Annotated in this window: 15 protein-coding genes; 6 read left to right on the top strand and 9 right to left on the bottom strand. The window is 70.5% G+C overall.

From position 1 onward, the window contains the following. Positions 1–30: 30 nt before the first annotated feature. Positions 31–1893 (bottom strand): cell wall-binding repeat-containing protein, encoded by a 1863-nt coding sequence (locus tag KL788_RS12155; RefSeq protein WP_293172021.1) that lies wholly within the window; start codon positions 1891–1893, stop codon positions 31–33. Positions 1894–2038: 145 nt separating this feature from the next. On the opposite strand from KL788_RS12155, the gene KL788_RS12150 reads away from it, so the two are divergent. Further along, entirely contained in the window at positions 2039–3415 is a 1377-nt protein-coding gene (locus KL788_RS12150) for a polysaccharide biosynthesis protein (protein WP_293172018.1), read from the top strand. Further along, positions 3412–4293, top strand: a complete 882-nt coding sequence (locus tag KL788_RS12145; protein ID WP_293172015.1) for an NAD-dependent epimerase/dehydratase family protein — start codon at positions 3412–3414, stop codon at positions 4291–4293. The genes KL788_RS12150 and KL788_RS12145 overlap by 4 nt, the downstream gene beginning before the upstream one ends. On the opposite strand, the gene KL788_RS12140 is transcribed toward KL788_RS12145, so the two are convergent. Further along, positions 4270–5529, bottom strand: a complete 1260-nt coding sequence (locus KL788_RS12140; protein ID WP_293172012.1) for a glycosyltransferase — start codon at positions 5527–5529, stop codon at positions 4270–4272. The genes KL788_RS12145 and KL788_RS12140 overlap by 24 nt on opposite strands. A 50-nt stretch (positions 5530–5579) precedes the next feature. Between KL788_RS12140 and KL788_RS12135 the strand changes: the two genes are divergently transcribed. Both KL788_RS12135 and KL788_RS12130 read left to right on the top strand, forming a co-directional pair. Beyond that, entirely contained in the window at positions 5580–6764 is a 1185-nt protein-coding gene (locus tag KL788_RS12135; protein WP_293172010.1) for a glycosyltransferase, read from the top strand. A 52-nt stretch (positions 6765–6816) separates the two neighbouring features. After that, on the top strand, positions 6817–8613 hold the full coding sequence (locus KL788_RS12130) for an ABC transporter ATP-binding protein (RefSeq protein ID WP_293172008.1): 1797 nt from the start codon (positions 6817–6819) through the stop codon (positions 8611–8613). An 18-nt stretch (positions 8614–8631) separates the two neighbouring features. Here the strand turns inward: KL788_RS12130 and wecB are convergent, their stop codons facing one another. After that, positions 8632–9690, bottom strand: a complete 1059-nt coding sequence (gene wecB / locus KL788_RS12125; RefSeq protein WP_293172005.1) for a non-hydrolyzing UDP-N-acetylglucosamine 2-epimerase — start codon at positions 9688–9690, stop codon at positions 8632–8634. Between the two features lie 66 nt (positions 9691–9756). Between wecB and KL788_RS12120 the strand changes: the two genes are divergently transcribed. Together KL788_RS12120 and KL788_RS12115 are read left to right on the top strand one after the other, a co-directional pair. Further along, on the top strand, positions 9757–11103 hold the full coding sequence (locus KL788_RS12120; protein WP_293172002.1) for a glycosyl transferase: 1347 nt from the start codon (positions 9757–9759) through the stop codon (positions 11101–11103). Beyond that, positions 11100–11603 carry a hypothetical protein gene (locus KL788_RS12115; protein ID WP_293171999.1) on the top strand — a complete coding sequence of 168 codons (504 nt, stop codon included), beginning with the start codon at positions 11100–11102 and terminating at the stop codon, positions 11601–11603. The genes KL788_RS12120 and KL788_RS12115 overlap by 4 nt, the downstream gene beginning before the upstream one ends. Before the next feature lie 15 nt (positions 11604–11618). Here KL788_RS12115 and KL788_RS12110 read toward each other — a convergent pair whose 3' ends face one another. The 6 genes from KL788_RS12110 to KL788_RS12085 all read right to left on the bottom strand — a co-directional run bounded on the left by KL788_RS12110 (position 11619) and on the right by KL788_RS12085 (position 17975). Then, entirely contained in the window at positions 11619–12803 is a 1185-nt protein-coding gene (locus tag KL788_RS12110; protein ID WP_293171996.1) for a hypothetical protein, read from the bottom strand. A gap of 22 nt (positions 12804–12825) precedes the next feature. Continuing rightward, complete coding sequence (locus KL788_RS12105; RefSeq protein WP_293171993.1) at positions 12826–14049, bottom strand: glycosyltransferase; 1224 nt, start codon at positions 14047–14049, stop codon at positions 12826–12828. A 68-nt stretch (positions 14050–14117) separates the two neighbouring features. After that, complete coding sequence (locus tag KL788_RS12100) at positions 14118–15263, bottom strand: glycosyltransferase (protein ID WP_293171990.1); 1146 nt, start codon at positions 15261–15263, stop codon at positions 14118–14120. Positions 15264–15265: 2 nt separating this feature from the next. Then, a complete protein-coding gene (locus tag KL788_RS12095; RefSeq protein WP_428846139.1) occupies positions 15266–16252 on the bottom strand; it encodes a Gfo/Idh/MocA family oxidoreductase in 987 nt (328 codons plus the stop codon). Continuing rightward, on the bottom strand, positions 16249–17358 hold the full coding sequence (locus tag KL788_RS12090; RefSeq protein ID WP_293171984.1) for a DegT/DnrJ/EryC1/StrS family aminotransferase: 1110 nt from the start codon (positions 17356–17358) through the stop codon (positions 16249–16251). Before KL788_RS12090 ends, KL788_RS12095 begins: the two co-directional genes overlap by 4 nt. Beyond that, positions 17355–17975, bottom strand: coding sequence for an acyltransferase (locus KL788_RS12085; protein ID WP_293171981.1), 621 nt, complete (start codon positions 17973–17975; stop codon positions 17355–17357). Before KL788_RS12085 ends, KL788_RS12090 begins: the two co-directional genes overlap by 4 nt. Between the last annotated feature and the right edge of the window lie 49 nt (positions 17976–18024).

Below are 18024 nucleotides of genomic sequence, written 5' to 3'. Positions count from 1 at the left end.
CCCGTCGAATTGCTGATGGCCGTCGCCGCGTCAGCCGCAGGCTTCGTAGCGGGCGACGCTGCTACCGAGTACTCCGGTGCCGCCCATGAGAGTCACCTGTGAAACGCCCGCGTCGGCGAACTGGTTGAGCGAGTCGACCCAGGTGCAGATGCCGTTCGAGAGTGCCAGCGGCGCCCCTTGCGCGCCCGCCACGGCAGCGGCGCTCAGCGCGTCAGGAAAACCGAAGCCGTAGGCGATGAAGCCCGCGGTCGGCGAGTCGAAGGCATAGTCGTTGAGCAGGGCGGCGGTCTCGAAGCGCGAGGCACCGCCCTTGCGCACGACCTCGGTGACGCCCGGCACGGTCGCGGCGTCGACCGCGATACCGGCCGTCACGACGCCCGTGCCGCCGGCGATGACGATGCGGGATGCCCCCAGCTCGGTAATGAGCGCGCGAGTCTCTGCATCAAGAGTCGTCGCGCCGCCTGGCACGAGCAGCACGGGCCCGCCGAGGTGGCCCGCGGCCGCGCTCGCTGCGAGTGCGTCAGGAAAGTCGTCGCCGTTCGCGAGAAACACCACGGGCGCGCCACCGGGAGTGCCGTCACCAAGGAAGGCCGCCCGAGCGATCGCCCGAGCCGTGGCATAGCGGTCGATGCCAGAGTCGCGACGCAGCTCGGCACCGGGCACCGCGGCCTGCAGTGCGGCGTAGGCGGTCGCGCTCACGACGCCCTCGCCGCCGACCACGATGATGCGTGCGGGGTTGAGCCTCTGCAACTCGGTGCGCACCACGGCCGGAACCCTGTCGGTCTCGACCAGCAGCAGCGGAGCATCCACCTGGGCCGCTGCAGGAGCCGCGGCGAGACCGTCAGCAAACTGCGTGCCCACCGAGACATAGACGGTGCCGCCCGTCGCCGACGGGTAGGTAGCCTGCGACAGCAGGGTCGCGGTGGTGAAGCGGTCAGCGCCAGCGAGACGCGCGGGGGTTGCCGCCGTCGGGATGCTCACCACGGTCGGGCTGCCGAACCAGTCGGTGAACAGACGCCAGAAGTTGCGGTTGCCGTACGACGAGCAGCTGTCGCCCGTGCCGTAGAGGTTCGCGAGGGCAGCGTTGTTGGGCGTGTAGGGCGTGTAGTTGTACAGGCCCGCAGTGGCCTGGTTAGCGATCGTCACGCGCTTCGTGCCGCACGCGGTGCTGGGGTGGTACTGGATGTTTTCGACGCCGACCTGAAAGTTGTAATTGTTCGGGTAGAGCCGGTACCACTGGAATTGCGCCGCAGCGTTGTAGAGCTGGTTCTGCAGCCCCGCATAGCGCGGGTCGCACCAGCCGGGTCGGGCCGGGTCATCGGGGCAGAAGAAGCCCATCGCCCGCTCAAGGGTGCGCTCGGTGGGCCCCGTGCGGGTGACCAGGCTCTGCTCTTTCTGCAGAGTGACGAGAATGACTTTCGCGCTGATGCCGCACGACTGCTGCACCTTGAAGATGATGCGCGCCGCCGACTCGTTCGCGGCGCCGGTGTAGCCGTCTTCGCAGCGCGGGCTCGGCGTCTTGTCGATCGTGTTCATTCGATAGTTGGCGAGGCAGTACGCCGTCGTGCACGGGCCCGACAGCATCGAGTCGAGGAAGGCCTGAATCTGGGCCTCGCTCATCGCCGAGCGGTTGAAAAAGATGTGATCGTTGATGAGGTAGCCCGCGCTGAACAAGGCTGCGTCGGCAACCGGCTCGACACCGAGCCCGGTATCGACGCGGGCCGGATCGAGGGTGACGTCGCCTGCCTGGCGCTGGTCGATCGGGGCCGGGGTGGGCTCAGCAACGGGCATGGCCGACGCCGGCGCGACGACGAGGCCCGCGACGAGCGTGGCCGCCGCGGCGAGCGTCGCGAGCAGCGCACGGCGACTACGGCGAGTCGTGGCGAAAAGCATGATGGAACCCCCGTTACCTGTGCGCAGGCGCGCACCCCCCACTCTCTATGGTAACCCTCGACCCGTAGTTGAGGCTGGTGGGGAGTGTCGCGGCGTTCGCTGCGCGAGCATCGAGCGCCGGGCGCTCACTTGTAGGGTTGCCCCAGTGAACAAGCGCATTCTCATCATCGGCCACGGCAACGCGGGTCAAACCCTCGCTCGCGACATTCGTGCGCGCGCCAGCGGCGACGTCGTCGTCGGGTTTCTCGACGACGCCGTCACGGGCCCCGACGTGCTCGGCACGCTCGCCGACGTCAATGCGGTCATCGCCGGCCACGGCGTCACCCTGGTCTCGATCGCCATGCCGTCGGCCGAGGCGCGCACCGTGCGCGAGTTCATCGCCTCGATCGAGTCGCCCGACGTCGAGCTCGCGATCGTGCCGCGCACCTACGACATCATTCGACGCGACACCGTGCACATCGATGACGTCACCGATGTCGACGTGCTCGACCTCGTCGGCCGCAAGCCCGTGAAGCACGAACTGGATGCTGCGCGCGAGTTCGTGCGCGGCAAGACCGTGCTGGTCACGGGTGCCGCCGGGTCGATCGGCTCGAGGTTGGTCGCCCAGCTCACTCTTCTCGAGCCCGCCGCCGTCGTGTGCCTCGACCGCTGGGAGAACGGCGTCTTCGCACTGCAGCTGCAGCTCGCCGGCCGCGAGAACGTGCAGTACCGCATTGCCGACATCACGAACGAGCCGCTGCTCGACCGCATCATGGCTGAGACCCAGCCCGACATCGTCTACCACGCGGCCGCCTACAAGCATGTTCCGCTCATGCAGGGCAACCCGCACGAGGCGATTCGCAACAACCTCGGCGGCACCCTCGCCGTGCTCGACGCTGCCGTCGCCCACGGCGTGCAGCACGTCGTGTATGTCTCGACCGACAAGGCCGTCAACCCCGTCAACGTCATGGGTGCCACGAAGCGCCTGGGTGAGCTCGCGCTCGAGGCCCTGACGCGCCGTGGCACCTCGACACACTTCAACGCCGTGCGGTTCGGCAACGTCATCGAGTCGAACGGCTCGGTCATGCAGATCTTCAGACGCCAGATCGCTCAAGGCGTGCCCCTCACGGTGACGCACCCCGACGTGACGCGGTTCTTCATGACGATCGATGAGGCCTCGCAGCTCATCATTCAAACGACGCTGCTCGGTCAAGACGGCGAGCTCTTCGTGCTCGACATGGGCGAGCCCGTGCGCATTCTCGAACTCGCCACGAGCCTCGTGCGGGCCACCAAGCCCGACCTCGGCATCGAGATCATCGGCTTGCGGCCTGGCGAGAAGATGTTCGAAGAGCTCAGCTACGACGCCGACAGTGTGGCGAGCACCGCGCACGACTCGATCTTTGTCACCCGCGACACTCCGCTCGCCGACCCGGAGGCGACCCTGGCCGACCTGCGGGCGCTCGTCGAGCAGTCGCGCGATTACACGCTCGCGCCCGACGCCCTCGTCGAGCGACTGAGGGGCTTCGGCCTGCCGGTGCAGTGACTCTCACCGACCCCAGCACTGAGGCGTCACGGGCGCTCGGCACCGTGCTGCTCACGGGCGCGTCGGGGCGACTCGGTCGTGCCGTGCATGCCGCGCTCGAGCAGCGCGACGACGCCCAGATCGTGGCCGTGGTCAGCGAGCGGGCTGCGGCGCAGCATCCGTCGGCGATCGCGCTCGACCTCGCCGACCACGACGCCCTCGCCGCCCTCGTGGCCGACCACAGACCCGACACCGTGCTGCACCTGGGCGCGATGGTCGGCGCTGCGTGCCAGGCCGACCCGCTCACCGCGATCGCCGTCAACGTGGGGTCAACGCGCGCGATCGCGGATGCTCTCGCCGAGCACTCCGCGGCCCGCATCGTGCTCGCCTCGACCGTGGCGGTCTATGGCGACGCGGGCGACGCGCCCTTTGCCGAAGCGGCTCCGCTCGTGGGGCAGAGCGCCTACGCCCGCACGAAGCGCGGGGCAGAAGAGGTGCTCGAGGCAGGCGCGGTCGAGAGCGTCGCCCTGCGCATCGCCAACCTGTGGGGCCCCGGCTTCGACGACTCGCTCGTCGCGCGCCTGCAGTCGGCGACCGCGGGCGAACCAGCCACCGTGCGCGGCCCCGCCGTGTTCGTGCGCGACTACGTGCACGTTGACGACGTCGTCGCCGCCGTGCTCGCGGCTGCGACGGCGAGGCTGCCGCAACCGCATCTCGTGGTCAACGTCGGCACGGGCGTCGCGACCACCACCGAACATCTCATCGCGCTGCTCGAGCGGCACGGGCCCGTGCACGTCGAGGTCGGAGAGGGTGCGCCCACCTGGTCGGTCGTCGACCCGACCCTGCTGCACGCCGTGCTCGGCGTGCGCGCGCGCTCAGTCGACGAGCTTCTGCGCTGAGCCGGTCAACCAGGCGCTGAGCACCTCTGCGGCCCGGCGGCCGTCGTGGTGGCGGCGGGCGAAACCCGGCCCGCGATCGACCTCGGCCCGGAAGACCTCGGGGTCGGCCACGACAGCGCGCAGCACCTGCTCGAACGTCGACGCCGTCGCCTCGATGATCGGCACGGTCTCACCGAGCTGCCGCTCGACCTCACCCCGCACCTGCTCGCCGACATTCGAGATCACGAAACGGCCCGCCGCCATCGCCTCGACGGCCGCGACGCCGTAGGTGCCGATGCGAAACTGGTCGAGCACGATGTCGGCACCCGTGTAGGCGGCCGGCATGTCGCTGGCCTTGAGGCCCCGAATCGGTGAATAGCGGATGAGCCCCTCGTCGTGCAGGCGCGTCAGCACAGGCTCGATGAGGTCGGTGCCCTTCACGACGGCGCTGCTCGGCACGTGACTCACGATCGGCGGACCATCGAGGTGCGTGAACGCAGCGCGCGCAGACTCCCACTGCGTCGGGTCGATCGTGATCGGCAGCCAGGTGGCCTCGGGCACATCGAGCAGCAGGTCAGGGGTTGCGACGAACACGGGGCCGTCGAACGCCGCGGCGAGCGCCGCCGTGCGCAACGCTTGCGCCTCGAGCGCGGGCGTCGCCGACCAGAGGCCGGGTGCGAACGGCGAATCGGGCATGCGGGCGAGGTGGCGCGACGGCAAGCGCACCTCGCTGCCGTAGAGCATGAGCGCCAGCGAGACGCCCGCTCGCCGCAGGGCGGCGATGTCGGCCTCGACCGGGCGGGCGAACGCGTCGCCGAAGAGCGGGCGACCCGACTCGAGCAGCACGTGCGTGAACCCGCCGAGCACGGCGCGACGCTGCGCGCGCTGCCACCGCGACGACCAGCGGTACTCGGCCGGCGGCACCTCCTGATCGCTCAAGAAGCCGAACCCGCCGCCCGCGGGCACGATGCCGCTCGTGCGCGCGCCGACACCCTCGAGGTGCTCGGCCGCGCGCGCCGCGGCCCACCCCTGCCAAGCCGTGTTCGTGGGGGCGACGAGCACGCGGATGTCAGCATCCGGCGGGCTGATCGCGGGGGTCGGATGCGCCCAATCGAAACGCTGCCCCGGCGGCAGCACGCGGTTCACGAGAGCGGCGGGGGCGAGGCCTGCGGCCGCACGTGCGACCGAGCGCACAGAGTCGGTGACGAAGCCCACGTCGGCGAACCCCCACCCTTTCAGATACGTCTCGGCCGGCATCCGGCGCCTGCGGGCGACACTAGCATCGCACCACGCGAGAGAATCGACCCATGACCTCGCCCCGCCGTGCCCTGATCGTCGTCTACTCGCGCATCGTCAGCGACCCGCGCGTGCGACGTCAGATTGACTGGCTCACCGCCGAAGGCTGGCAGGTCGACACCGTCGGCCTCGGCGAGCACCCCACCCCCGCCGTCGATGAGCACTGGCCGATCGCCGACCTTGATGCCCGCACGGCCAGCCGGTGGGGCTCGATCAGCGCCTACCTGCTGACCCCGCGACGCGCCGCCTACCGGCGCCTCATGGCCGACCGCATTCCGGCCGCGGCGAGCGCGGCCCTGCGCGACGGCGCATACGACCTGATCATCGCCAACGACCTCGAATTCGTGCCCTGGCTCACCGAGCGCGCGACCTTCGGCGCGGCGGGCGCTCCGCGCATCCACCTCGACCTGCACGAAGTCTTCACCGAGTACCACAAGCCGGGCCTGCTGTGGCGGGTGCTCACCGCGGGATACCGGCACTGGGTGCGCCGGCAGCTCGCCGACCCCGTCTTCACGACCCGCTCGACCGTGGCGGGCGGCATCGCCGAGCTCTACCGCGACAAGCTCGGGCTCGAGGGCATGGCCGTGATTCGCAATAGCCCCGAGCTCGTCGATCAGTCGCCGCGCCCTGTCGACCCCCACAACATTCGCCTGCTGTACCACGGCCTCGCCGACTACAGCAGGGGCATCGGCGACATTCTCGCCGCCGTGCCCCTGCTCGATGAGCGCTACACGATGACCTTCATGCTCACCGGGTTCGACGCGAACATCGCGGCGATTCGTGCCGACGCGCAATCGCTCGGTGACCGCGTGCGCTTCGTGCCTCCTGTCGCGATGACCGACATCGCCACGGCGATCAACGGCTTCGATCTCGAAGTCATGGTCTACCGGCCCGCCTCGGCCAACCTCGTCTACGCTCTGCCGAACAAACTCTTCGAAGCCACGCAGGGTCGGCTCGGGCTCGTCATCGGCCGCAGCCCCATGATGGTCGAGATCGTCGAGCGCTACGGCAACGGCATCGTCGTGCCCGAGTGGGGGCCTCAGGCTCTCGCCACAGCGCTCAATGCGCTGAGCGCCGACGACGTGAGCGCGCTCAAAGCGGCGTCGCACGCCGCCGCCGCCGAGCTGAACGCCGACACTGAGCGAGCCGTCTTTCTCGCCACCACCGGGGCAGCGGCCGAGGGCAGCACCTCATGACGGCCCGCCCTAGACTGGGCGCTCGTGGCAGAGAACCCCGGGAGTTGACCGCGTGAAGACCATTCGCACCGCCCTCGGCGAGGTCATCGCGATTCTTCCGGCCGGCGCGCGCCGCTTCATGGTGCTCTACTCGATCGCGCTCGGCATCTTGGCCCTGCTCGACGCCCTCGCCCTCGCGCTGCTCGCCGTCATCATCTCGCCCATCGTCACGGGTGCCGAGCTCGTGCTGCCGATCATCGGCGAAGTCGACCAAGTGGGCGTTATCGGCCTGCTCGGGGTGGTGTGCGCCCTCATCGTGGGCAAGTCGATCGCGGCCGCCGTGCTGCTCTGGTTCGCCACGCGCCGTTTCGCCAGGTATGAGCTTGAGCTCGGCTCGCGCCTGTTCGACAGCTTCATCGCCTCGTCGTGGACCGAGCGCCTCAAGCGCAACTCGGCCGACCTCGTGCGCATGACCGACGGCAGCGTCGCCGTCACCATCTCGAGCTTCTTGCTGCCGATCGCCGGGCTGCTGGGCGAGCTGCTGACCTTCATCGCCGTGATCGCGGTGCTCACCATCACGCAGCCCGCCGTCGCCGCCGTCTCACTCGTCTACCTGGGCGTGCTCGCGGTCATCATGTACGTCTGGGTCACGCGGCGCGCGCGCGAAGCCGGGCGGGTCAACGTGCGGCACTCGATTCTGACCTCGCGCCTCATCACCGAGATGGTTGGTGCCCTCAAAGAGATCACGCTGCGCAATAAAGCGCCAGAGATCGCCGCCGTCGTGCGGGCCAACCGCGTGCGCACCACGCGGGCGCGGGCAAACGCGCTGTTTCTCGGCCAGATGCCGCGCTACGTGCTCGAAGCGGGGCTCATCGGCGGCTTCGTCGTCGTCGGCATCACCGGCTGGTTCACGGGGGGCACGACCGGCGCGGTCTCGGCCGTCGCGCTCTTCGGCCTGGCTGGTTTTCGCCTGGCCCCCTCGATCGTGCGCTTTCAGTCGATGAGCTCGCAACTCAACGTGGCCCTGCCGCACGTGCAGGCGGTGCTCGGCGAGATTCGCCGATCAGACGAGACCCGCGGCATCGCCGACGACGCGCCCACCGAAGAGCTGCCCGACAACCCGCAGCGCATCACCTTCGAAGCCGTGACCTTTCGCTACGGCCCCGACTCTGAGCCCGCCGTGCGCGAGGTCGACCTCGAGATTCCGTTCGGCACGACGGCCGCCTTCGTCGGCTCCTCCGGCGCCGGCAAGTCGACCATGATCGACCTGCTGCTCGGGCTCATCAACCCGACCGAGGGCACGATCGCCATCGACGGAACCGCTGTCAGCGCGCTGACCCGCTCGTGGCGCTCGCGCGTCGGGTACGTGCCGCAAGAGGTCTCGCTGTTCGACGCCTCCGTCGCGCAGAACGTCGCGCTCACCTGGAGCGCCGACGTTGATCGCGAGCGCGTGCGCTCTGCTCTCGAGCGCGCGCAACTGCTCGAGACCATCGAATCGCGACCGGGGGGCATCGACGCCCCCATCGGCGAGCGCGGCCTCGCACTCTCGGGCGGGCAGCGGCAGCGGCTCGGCATCGCCCGCGCGCTCTACGCCGACCCGCTCGTGCTCGTCATGGACGAAGCGACGAGCTCGCTCGACACCGCGACCGAAGCCGCCGTCGCCGATGCCATTCGCGACCTGAGCGGCTCGATGACGATCGTGTCGGTCGCGCACCGGCTGTCGACCATCATGCATGCCGACCGCATCTTCTTCATGAGCGGCGGGCGCGTCGTCGCGAGCGGCGACTTCGAGAGCCTGCAGGCCGAGGTGCCCGAATTCGCGCACCAGGTGAAGCTCGCGGGCCTCGGCGACGGCACGCTGCCCGCCTAGCGCTCGCGCGGCGGACGCTCAGCCGCGCAGTGCGCGCACGACCGCGGCAGCGGCTTGGCCGGTGCCGTAGGGGGTCGCATCGGTGGGTGCGGGCGCCGGGCGCTCGACCGCGGCCCGCAGCGCCCCGAGCTCGTCGCTCACGAGCACGTTCCAGCCCAGCTCGACCGTTTCGACCCACTCGGTCTCGGGGCGCACGGTCGTGCACGGCACGCGCAGCAGAAAAGCCTCTTTCTGCAGGCCCCCCGAGTCGGTGATGACGCCGGCGCTGCGGCTCACCGCGGCGACGAGTTCGGGGTAGGGCAAGGGCTCGATCGCACGAATCGCGCCCTGATCGAGCGTGATGCCGTGCTGGGCAGCGAGGGCGCGCAGGCGCGGGTGCACGAGCAGCAGCACAGGATGCGCCAACGCGGCGAGCTGGTCGAGAATCGCGGCGAGGCGCTCGGGGTCGTCGGTGTTGTCGGGTCGGTGCAGCGTGGCGACGTGGTATTTCCCCGCCTCGACGCCCTCGGGCAGCGGCAGACCCTCGGCGAGCACGCGATCGCGCGTGGCGTAGAGCACGTCGGTCATGACATCGCCGACCAGAACGCTGCGCTCTGCCAACCCCTCATGCGCGAGGTGCTGCATGGCCACCTCGGTCGGCGCGAGCAGCAGGTCAGAGGCATGGTCGGTGAGCACGCGATTGTGCTCTTCGGGCATGCGACGGTTGAACGAGCGCAGCCCCGCTTCGAGATGCGCGACCGGCACATGCAGCTTGACCGCAGCCACGGCGGCCGCGAGGGTCGAGTTGGTGTCGCCGTAGACGAGCACCCAGTCGGGGGCGTGCTGCTGAATCAGCGGCTCGAGACCGGCGAGCATCGCGCCCGTCTGCGCGCCGTGCGCCCCCGATCCCACCCCGAGGTTCTCGTCGGGCGGGCGAATCGACAGGTCGCGAAAGAACACGTCGCTCATGAGCGGGTCGTAATGCTGGCCGGTGTGCACGACGATGTGCTCGATGCCGCCCGCCGCATCCATCGCGTGAGAGATCGGCGCCAGCTTGACGAACTGCGGGCGCGCGCCCACGACACTCAGAACCCGCATGCGGTCGAGTCTATCGAGGCGTCGGCGCACGCCCCGGGCGGGGCCCGAAGCCTAGGATGGGGGGCGATGTCTGCCCCCCGCACCGACCCCGCCGCCGCACCGCACGTGCTCTACGTCGCGTGGGGCTATCCGCCCTCGCGCAGCGCCGGCATGTACCGCGCTCTCGCTACCGCCAATGCCTTCGCGCGCGACGGTTGGCGCGTCACCGTGCTCACGACTACGCGCGAAACCTTCGAGCGGCTCACCGGCAGCGACCCGCAGTCAGAGGCGTCGATCGACCCGCGCGTGAGCGTCGTGCGCATACCGTTCGACGCCGAACGCAGCGACGACAACCTGGCGAACTGGTCGCGCTTGAGGGTCTACTCGGCTCTGCTGTGGACGGCCCTGCGCTGGATTCCGGCCTGGTTCTCGTTTCCGGAGCGCAGCTACGGCGGCTGGAAGAAGCCGCTCATCACCGCCGCCGACGCCATTCACCGCGAGCACCCCGTCGACCTCGTCGTCGGGTCGGCCAACCCCAACGTCGACTTCGCCGTCGGGTGGCACCTGCACCGGCGCCACGGAGTGCCCTACGTCATGGACCACCGCGACGCCTGGCACCTCGACGTCTACACGGGCGCCCGCACCGCCCCGCGCCTCAGCCGATCGAGCCGGCTCGAGAGCCGCATGTTTGCGCGCAGCGCCGAAGCCTGGTTCGTCAATGCACCGATTCGCGACTGGCATGCTGGCGAGCATCCGTCGAAGGCCGACGACTTCCACGTCGTCGCCAACGGCTTCGACCCCGAGTTCTTGCAGACCGACCGCGACCGCGCACCCGACGCCGAGGCGGGCCTCGTGTTCGGCTACCTCGGCACGATCTACGGGCCCATTCCGCTGCGCGAGACCCTCGATGCGTGGCGGCTCGCGCGCACCCGCTCGCCCTTGCTCGCGCGGTCGCGCCTCGTCGTGCGCGGCAGGCTCGGGCACTTCTCCGAACCCGACCCGGCCGTGGCCGAACTGCTCGACGCCTACCGTGCCGACGGGGTCAGCTACGAGGGGCCCGTGAGCAAGACGGCGGTGTCAGAGGTCTACCGCTCGTTCGATGCCCTGCTGCTCATCATCAGCCGCAGCCCCTTCGTCACGAGCGGCAAGGTCTTCGAATACGCGGCCAGCGGCCTGCCGATCGCCGCCCTGCACGACCCCGTCACCGCGGCGACGAGCGTGCTCGCCGACCACCCCGCCCGCTTCGGCGTCGAGGCAGTCGGAGTCGAGCAGTTCGCGCACGCGCTCATCGCCACCGGCGAGAGTGCCGCCGCCCAAACACCCGAGAGCATCGCGGCCACACAGCAGTGGGCGCGGCAGTTCGCCCGCGACGAGCAGCTGCGGCCGCGCATCCAGGCCCTGCGGGCCGTCACCGAGTCGGAGGCCGCACGATGACCGGGCTGCGCGTCGTCGTGCTCTACGGCAGCGGGCACGAGTCGGGCCACGGCTCATCGCTCGCCACCGAGAGCTCGCGGCTCGGCGAGGTTCTCGCCCGCCCCGAGGGCGCAGAGGCAGTCGACATCATTTCGGTCGGGATGCCCGCTCGCCCGCTGCGCCGCGGCGAGCACCTCGACCTCAGCGCCGTCGACCCCGGTCGCGCCGACGCGCTGCTGCGGCGCTTCGGCGGCGAGCGCCTGCGCCGACGGCTCTCGGGCAGCCCACTCGGTCGCCTGCTCAACTCGATGGGTCCCCTCGACGCCGGCCGGGTCTTCGCCCGCCGGGTGCGCCGGTCGACCGAGGCACGGGCAGCGTTGCGCCGCGCCGACATCGCCATCGCCGTCGACAGCGCCGGAGTGATTGTCGCTGCGACTGCTCTGCGCCGACGGCACGTGCGCGAGGCCTACTACGACACCCGGTCGGCGGTCGTCGGCCTGCGTGAGTCGCTCGAGGCCTAAGGCACTGCGAGCAAGCTAAGACGCGCCGAGCAAGAACGGCCGCAGCACGTCGGCCGAGCGGCGACCATCGTGCAGTACGCGCACGAACTCGGCACCCGTCGCCGCCACAGCGGCCGCGCGGTCTCGGTCGGCGACGATGCCGCGCAGCACCGCCTCGAGAGTCGCGCCCGTCGCGTCGACGATCGGCAGCTCGATGCCCGACGCCTCGAGCGCAGCGCGGCGCACACCCGGGTTGACGTGCCCGACGACGAGCCGCCCCGCGGCCATGCCTTCGCACGCCGCAACGCCGTAGTCGCCGATGCGAAACTGATCGAGCACGATGTCGGCCCCGCGATACACCTCGCGCATCTGCGCGTGCGGCACGCCCTCGATGCGGCGGTACTCGATGAGGCCTTCGTCGTGCAATCGCTGCGCGACCGGGTCGACGAGGTCGCTGCCCTTGATGGCGCCCTTGCTGGGCGCGTGCACGACGACGGGCCGTTCTGCCTGCATCACCCGAGCCTCGACCCGCCATGCCTCGACGTCGATCACGACCGGCAGCCAGGTGGCCTCGGGTGCGTCGATGAGCAGGTCGGCGGTCGAGACGAAGACCGGCAGGCCGAGGCGGTCGAGCAGGCGCCGTGACTCGCGTGCCGTGCGCTCGAGGTCGGGGGTCGTCGCGAGCGCCCCCGCGAACGGCGAGTCGGGGTTCAGCGCGGCGTGACGGCTGGGCAGCCTGATGTCGCTGCCGTGGCAGAGCATCGCCACCCTCAGGCCGGCGCGCAGCATCGACTGCACCTGGCCGTGCACCGACTCATCGAGCGGCGCGCCGAACGGCCAGCGCTGAGCCTCGACGATCGCGTGCGTGAAGCCCCCCAGCACCGTGCGACGCAACTCTCGTTGCCAGCGGCTCGACGCCGCCCAGACCCCCACCGGCACCACAGCATCGCTCGCGTGCGTGAAGTCGTCGGGCGTGCGGAACGCCAGGTTGACGGCGCCCACCCCCGGCAGGTTCTGCGCGGCGGCACGACCCCACTCGTGCGCTTGGCCCGCGTAGTTGACCGGGGCGATGAACAGCCGCACGGGGGTCGACGGCGGCTCGATCGGCGGCGGAATGTCGGCGACTCGATAGTCGTACCGGCCCGGCAGCACCCGGCCGCGCAGCGCCTCGGGAAGCAGCCGCAACAGGCGGCCCGCCATCCACTTCAGCGCCGCCGTCATGACCTCGAGTCTAGGAGTGCGGTCACGAGGCGAGGAACGACTCGAGAGCGTCAGCACTCGCCCGGCCGTCATGCCACCGCCGCACGAAAGCGGGGCCGCGCGCCGCGAAGTCGCGAGCCGCATCGCGGTCGTCGAGCACGGCGCGCACGGCGCTCTCGAGGCTCGCCGCATCGGCCGGCCAGATCGGCGGCTGCTCGCCCGCCGAAGCCGCGACCACTTCACGCGACCTCTCATTGACATACGACAGCACCAGCCGGCCTGCCGCCATCGCCTCGCAGGCGGCGACACCGTAGCCGCCCATGCGCAAAGAGTCGATCACGATGTCGGCCGACTCGTAGACGGCGGCCATGTCGCCGTGGGTGACGCCGTCGACACGCCGGTAATCGATCACTCCCTCGCGATGCAGTCGACCGAGCACCTCGTCGGCCACCTCAGAACCCTTGAACCCCGCCCGGCTCGGAGCATGCACCACCACGGGCACGGCCGCACCCATCGGCTCGCGCTCGGTCGCCCAGGCATCGGGGTCGATCGCCACGGGCAGCCAGGTCGCCTGCGGCAGATCGAGCTGAACGCCCGGAGTCGACCCGAACACCGGCACCTGAAGCACCTCGATGGCCCGTCGTGCCCGCGCCGCCGCGCGGTCGAGCTCGCGCGCGTTCGGCACCAGCGCCGCACTGCCAAAGGGCGAGTGCGGTTCGCGCGCGAGGTGCGCGCGCACGTCACGCACATCAGAACCGTGGGCGACGATCGCCACTCTGATGCCGTGGCGCCGCAGCGCCCGAACCTCGCGCACGATGTCACGACGGAACAGCGGACCGAACAGCGGATGCGCCGACTCGATGATCACGTGGGTCGCCTGATCGACGATGGCCGCGAACTCGGCGCGCCGCCAGTCGCTCGACCCGAAGGCACGCAACCGCGGCACCGACCGATGCGCGGCGAAGCGAAAACCATCAGGACTGTCGACGACGAGGCTCAGCGCAGAGCGGTCGGGGCGAGATTCCACCGCACGGGCCCAGTGGTAGGCCTGACCGGCCACGTTGAGCACCCCGATGACGAGGCGGGCGTCGCCCTCGCCGAGCACGAGCGGCTGGGCGGGGCCCTCTGGCATGGCCGCGTACTTCGCGGGGTTGAGTCGAGCGCCGATGCGATCGGGCAGAGCGCTCAATCGCGGCTCGACGACGCTCAGCACCGAGGCCGGCAGCACACGTTGTGCGGCCGCGCTCAGCCCCTCGCGCACACCCATGCCTCGAGGGTATCGGGCCGCTGAGACGCCGCACTGCTGGTGGCATGCCCGCCAGCAACGCACCGCCATTACGGTCTCGGCTGGCTGAGGCCCTCGACTGCGTCGGCCGCACGTTGGGCAACCACCGAGAGCGAAACGGTCTCGACCGCCCAGCGGGCCTGCTCGCGCCTCGCGGCTGACCCGGCCGGCGAGCGCACCGCCGCGTCGAGCGCTCGAGCGACAGCACCCGCCTCGTGGGGCACCGCGGTGCCGAGCGGGGCGTGCTCGGCGAACGTCGCACCCGGCCCCTCCCCCGCGAACAGCAGGGGTGCGCCGCTCGCCGCCGCCGCGTACATCTTGGTCGGAAAGGCGAACTGGTAGCCACCGACGGGCTTGACGCTCGCGAGGGCGAGTGTCGAGCCGCGCAGCAGCTGCGCGACCTCGTCGGGGGCGACCGTCGCGTGAAACTCGACGCGCCCTGGGGCGATCTCGTCGGCGCGACGACGTAACTGCGCAACCTCTGATCCTGCGCCCACGAACATGAGCCGCAGCCCCTCGACCTGAGCGATCGCCTCGACGAACACGCCCGCACCGTGCACCTCAGACGCCGTGCCCGCATAGAGCGCGTAGGGCGGCGTCGAGGGGCGGGCCGGGCCATCGGGAGTGAACACCGCCGTGTCGATGCCATTGCCGATCTCGTCGATACGCGCCGCTGGCACGCCGAGCTCGACGAGCCGCGTCGTCACCGTGGCCGAGACCGAGAGCACCCGAGCGGCGCGGCGCCAGACGGTGCGCTCCATCCACCTGACGACGCGCACGACGACGGCCGGGCTGCCCGCGCTCGCGGCCGCGTCGGCGAGAATGTCGGCCGCGTAGTAAGCGAAGGGGCGCCTCAGCAGCGCCGTCGCCACGAGTACCGCCAGGCCCGTCGTCGGCGGCGGCTCGACCACATAGGCGTCGGCTCGGCGCACCGCGAGCAGGCGGAAGAACAGCGGAATATCGAAGCTCAGGTAGGGCACATAACCACGCACCGCTCCCGTGCGGTCACGCAGCACGCGCGCACGGCGCACGCGCACGCCCGCGGGCGTCTCGCCCGACACACCGGCGGGCAGCCGACTCGTGAGCACCTCGACCTCGTGCCCGCGAGCCGCGAGCTCGTGCGCGAGTGCGGCGAGCCGGAACGAGGCTGCCGCCGGCTCGGGCGCGAAGATGCGGCTCGCGAGAATGACCCGCATGGTCAGAAGGTGACCGACTGGCCCGTTCGCGCCGACTGCAGAACGCCCTCGACAACCGCGAGCGTGCGCAGCCCCTGGCGCATGGTCACAAGGTCGGTCTCGTGGCCCAACACCGCGTCGCGGAACGCCTCGTGCTCGACACGCAGCGGCTCGCGCTTGGGGAACGCGTACCTGATCATGTCGCCTTCGCTGACCCCGCGGAAAGCCGTGACCGACTCCCACTCGAGCGGAAACGTGCCATTGGCGTAGAAGGTGAGGTCGCCCGTCGCGGTGTCGGCGACGAGCGCGCCCGCCTCGCCCGTGGCGATCGTGACGCGCTCTTTCATCGGGCTCAACCAGTTGACGAGGTGGTTGACGACAACCCCATTCGCCAGTCGACCCGAGGCGATGATCATGTCTTCATATTCGCGGCCCGACTTGTGGGCGGTCTGGCCGTAGACGCTCGCGTAGTCGCTCTGCGCGACCCACGCGGTGAGGTCGACGTCGTGGCTCGCCAGGTCTTTGCCGACCCCGACGTCGGCGATGCGCGACGGAAACGGGCCCTGGCGGCGCGTAACGACCTGGTAGACCTCGCCGAGCTCGCCCGCAGCAATACGGCGGCGCATCTCTTGCAGGGCGGGGTTGAAGCGCTCGATGTGCCCGACCGCGCCGACGAGGCCCGCGTTCTCGAAGGCGTCGACCATGCGCTGCCCCGCCTCGACGGTGTCGGCGATGGGCTTCTCGACGAGCGTGTGCACGCCGGCGGCGGCGAGCGCGAGCGCAGCATCCTCATGAAAGCGCGTGGGCACGGCGACCACCGCGATGTCGACGCCTTCAGCGATGACCGCGTCGATGTCGGGCAGAATCGGCAGCGAACCGGCAACACCGTGCGGGTCGCCCCCCGGGTCAGCGATCGCGACGAGGTCGACACCGTCAAGCTCGCGCAGCACGCGCGCGTGGTGCCGGCCCATCATGCCGACGCCGACGAGACCGGCGCGCAAGGTCATCAGGCGCCCGCCTTCGCGAGCGACTGCACGGCGGCGATGATGCGGTCGAGGTCGCGCTTCGTCAGCGACGGATGCACGGGCAGAGACACGACTTCGCGCGCAGCCCGCTCAGTCTCGGGCAGGTCGAGCCCGGGCGCGTAGGGCGCGAGCGACGGCAGACGGTGGTTCGGCACCGGGTAATAGACGCCCGAGCCCACGCCGTGCTCGTCGCGCAACGCTTTCGCGAAGCCATCGCGGTCGTCGGCGACGCGGATCGTGTACTGGTGGAAGACGTGCACGGCACCCGGCGCGGTCACCGGCGGGGTGATGCCCGCCAAGCCGCTCAGCCCGGCGCTGAGGGTGGCGGCGTTCTGCTGGCGCGTCGCCGTCCAGCGGTCGATCTTGGTCAGCTGCACGCGCCCGATCGCGGCGTGAATGTCGGTCATGCGCGCATTGAAGCCGATGACCTCATTGTGGTACTGAATCTCTTGGCCCTGGTTGCGCAGCAGCTTCACGGCGCGCACCAGCTCAGGGCTGTCGCACGCAACCATGCCACCCTCGCCCGAGGTCATGTTCTTGGTCGGGTAGAGGCTGAACATCGCGAAGCGGCCCCAGGTGCCGACGGGGCGACCGTCGAGAGAAGCACCGTGCGCTTGCGCCGCGTCTTCGAAGATCTCGAGGTCGTGCTTCTTTGCGAGGGCCTCGAGCTCGACCATGCGGGCCGGGTGGCCGTAGAGGTGCACGGGCATGATGCCCTTGGTCTGCGGAGTGATGGCCTTCTCGACCGCGGCCGGGTCGAGGCCGAACGTCTCGGGCTCGATGTCGACGAAGACGGGGGTGGCACCCGTGAGCGCGACCGAGTTGCCCGTCGCGGCAAACGTGAACGACGGCACGATGACTTCGTCGCCCGGGCCGACACCCGCGGCGAGCTGGCCCAGGTGCTGGCCGGCGGTGCCACTGTTGACGGCGACGCACTCGCGGCCCTGCACGAAGTGGGCGCCGAACTCTTTCTCGAACGCGGCCACCTCGGGGCCCTGCGCGATCATGCCCGAGCGCAGCACGCGGTCGACGGCACGGCGCTCGGCGCGGCCGATCAACGGCTTGGCTGCGGGAATCAAGGGTGCGGTCACTGAGTGCTCTCCTCGGTCAGAACGCCATCGCGCTCGATGTAGATCTCGTTCGTCTGCGGGCACACCCAGCGGGCATCCTGCTCGATCAGGCGCACGCCCGCCTTGCCGACCCAGCCGAGACGCCGTGCGGGCACCCCCGCCATGAGGGCGAAGGCCGGCACGTCTTTCGTCACGACGCTGCCCGCGGCGATCGTGGCCCACCGGCCGATCTCGACGGGGGCGACGCACACCGCGCGCGCGCCGATCGCGGCGCCCTCACGAATCGTCACGCCGACCGGCTGCCAGTCGTGGGCCGACTTGGCGCTGCCGTCGGGGTTGACGGCACGGGGGTAGGTGTCGTTCGTCAGCACCACGGCGGGGCCGATGAAAACCCCCGCCTCGAGGTGCGCGGGCTCGTAGACGAGCGCGTAGTTCTGCACCTTGCAGTTGTCGCCGAGATGCACGCCCGTGCCGATGTAGGCACCGCGGCCGACCACGCAGTTCTCGCCCAGCTCGGCCTCTTCGCGCACCTGCGCCAGGTGCCAGATCGAGCTGCCGGCGCCGATGCGCGCGCTCTCGGCGACGTCGGCCGAATCGACGATGCGAACGCCGTGCCGGGAGTCGGCTGATGGGGTCACGAGGGCAATCTCTCTTGAGGGGTCATGCGCGGGCACGCGCCGACCCAGG

It is taken from the genome of Microcella sp. (assembly GCF_019739195.1).
Taxonomy (GTDB): Bacteria; Actinomycetota; Actinomycetes; order Actinomycetales; family Microbacteriaceae; genus Microcella.
The sequence above is the reverse complement of the archived record's forward strand: the minus strand, read 5'-3'. Positions and strand labels throughout refer to the sequence as shown.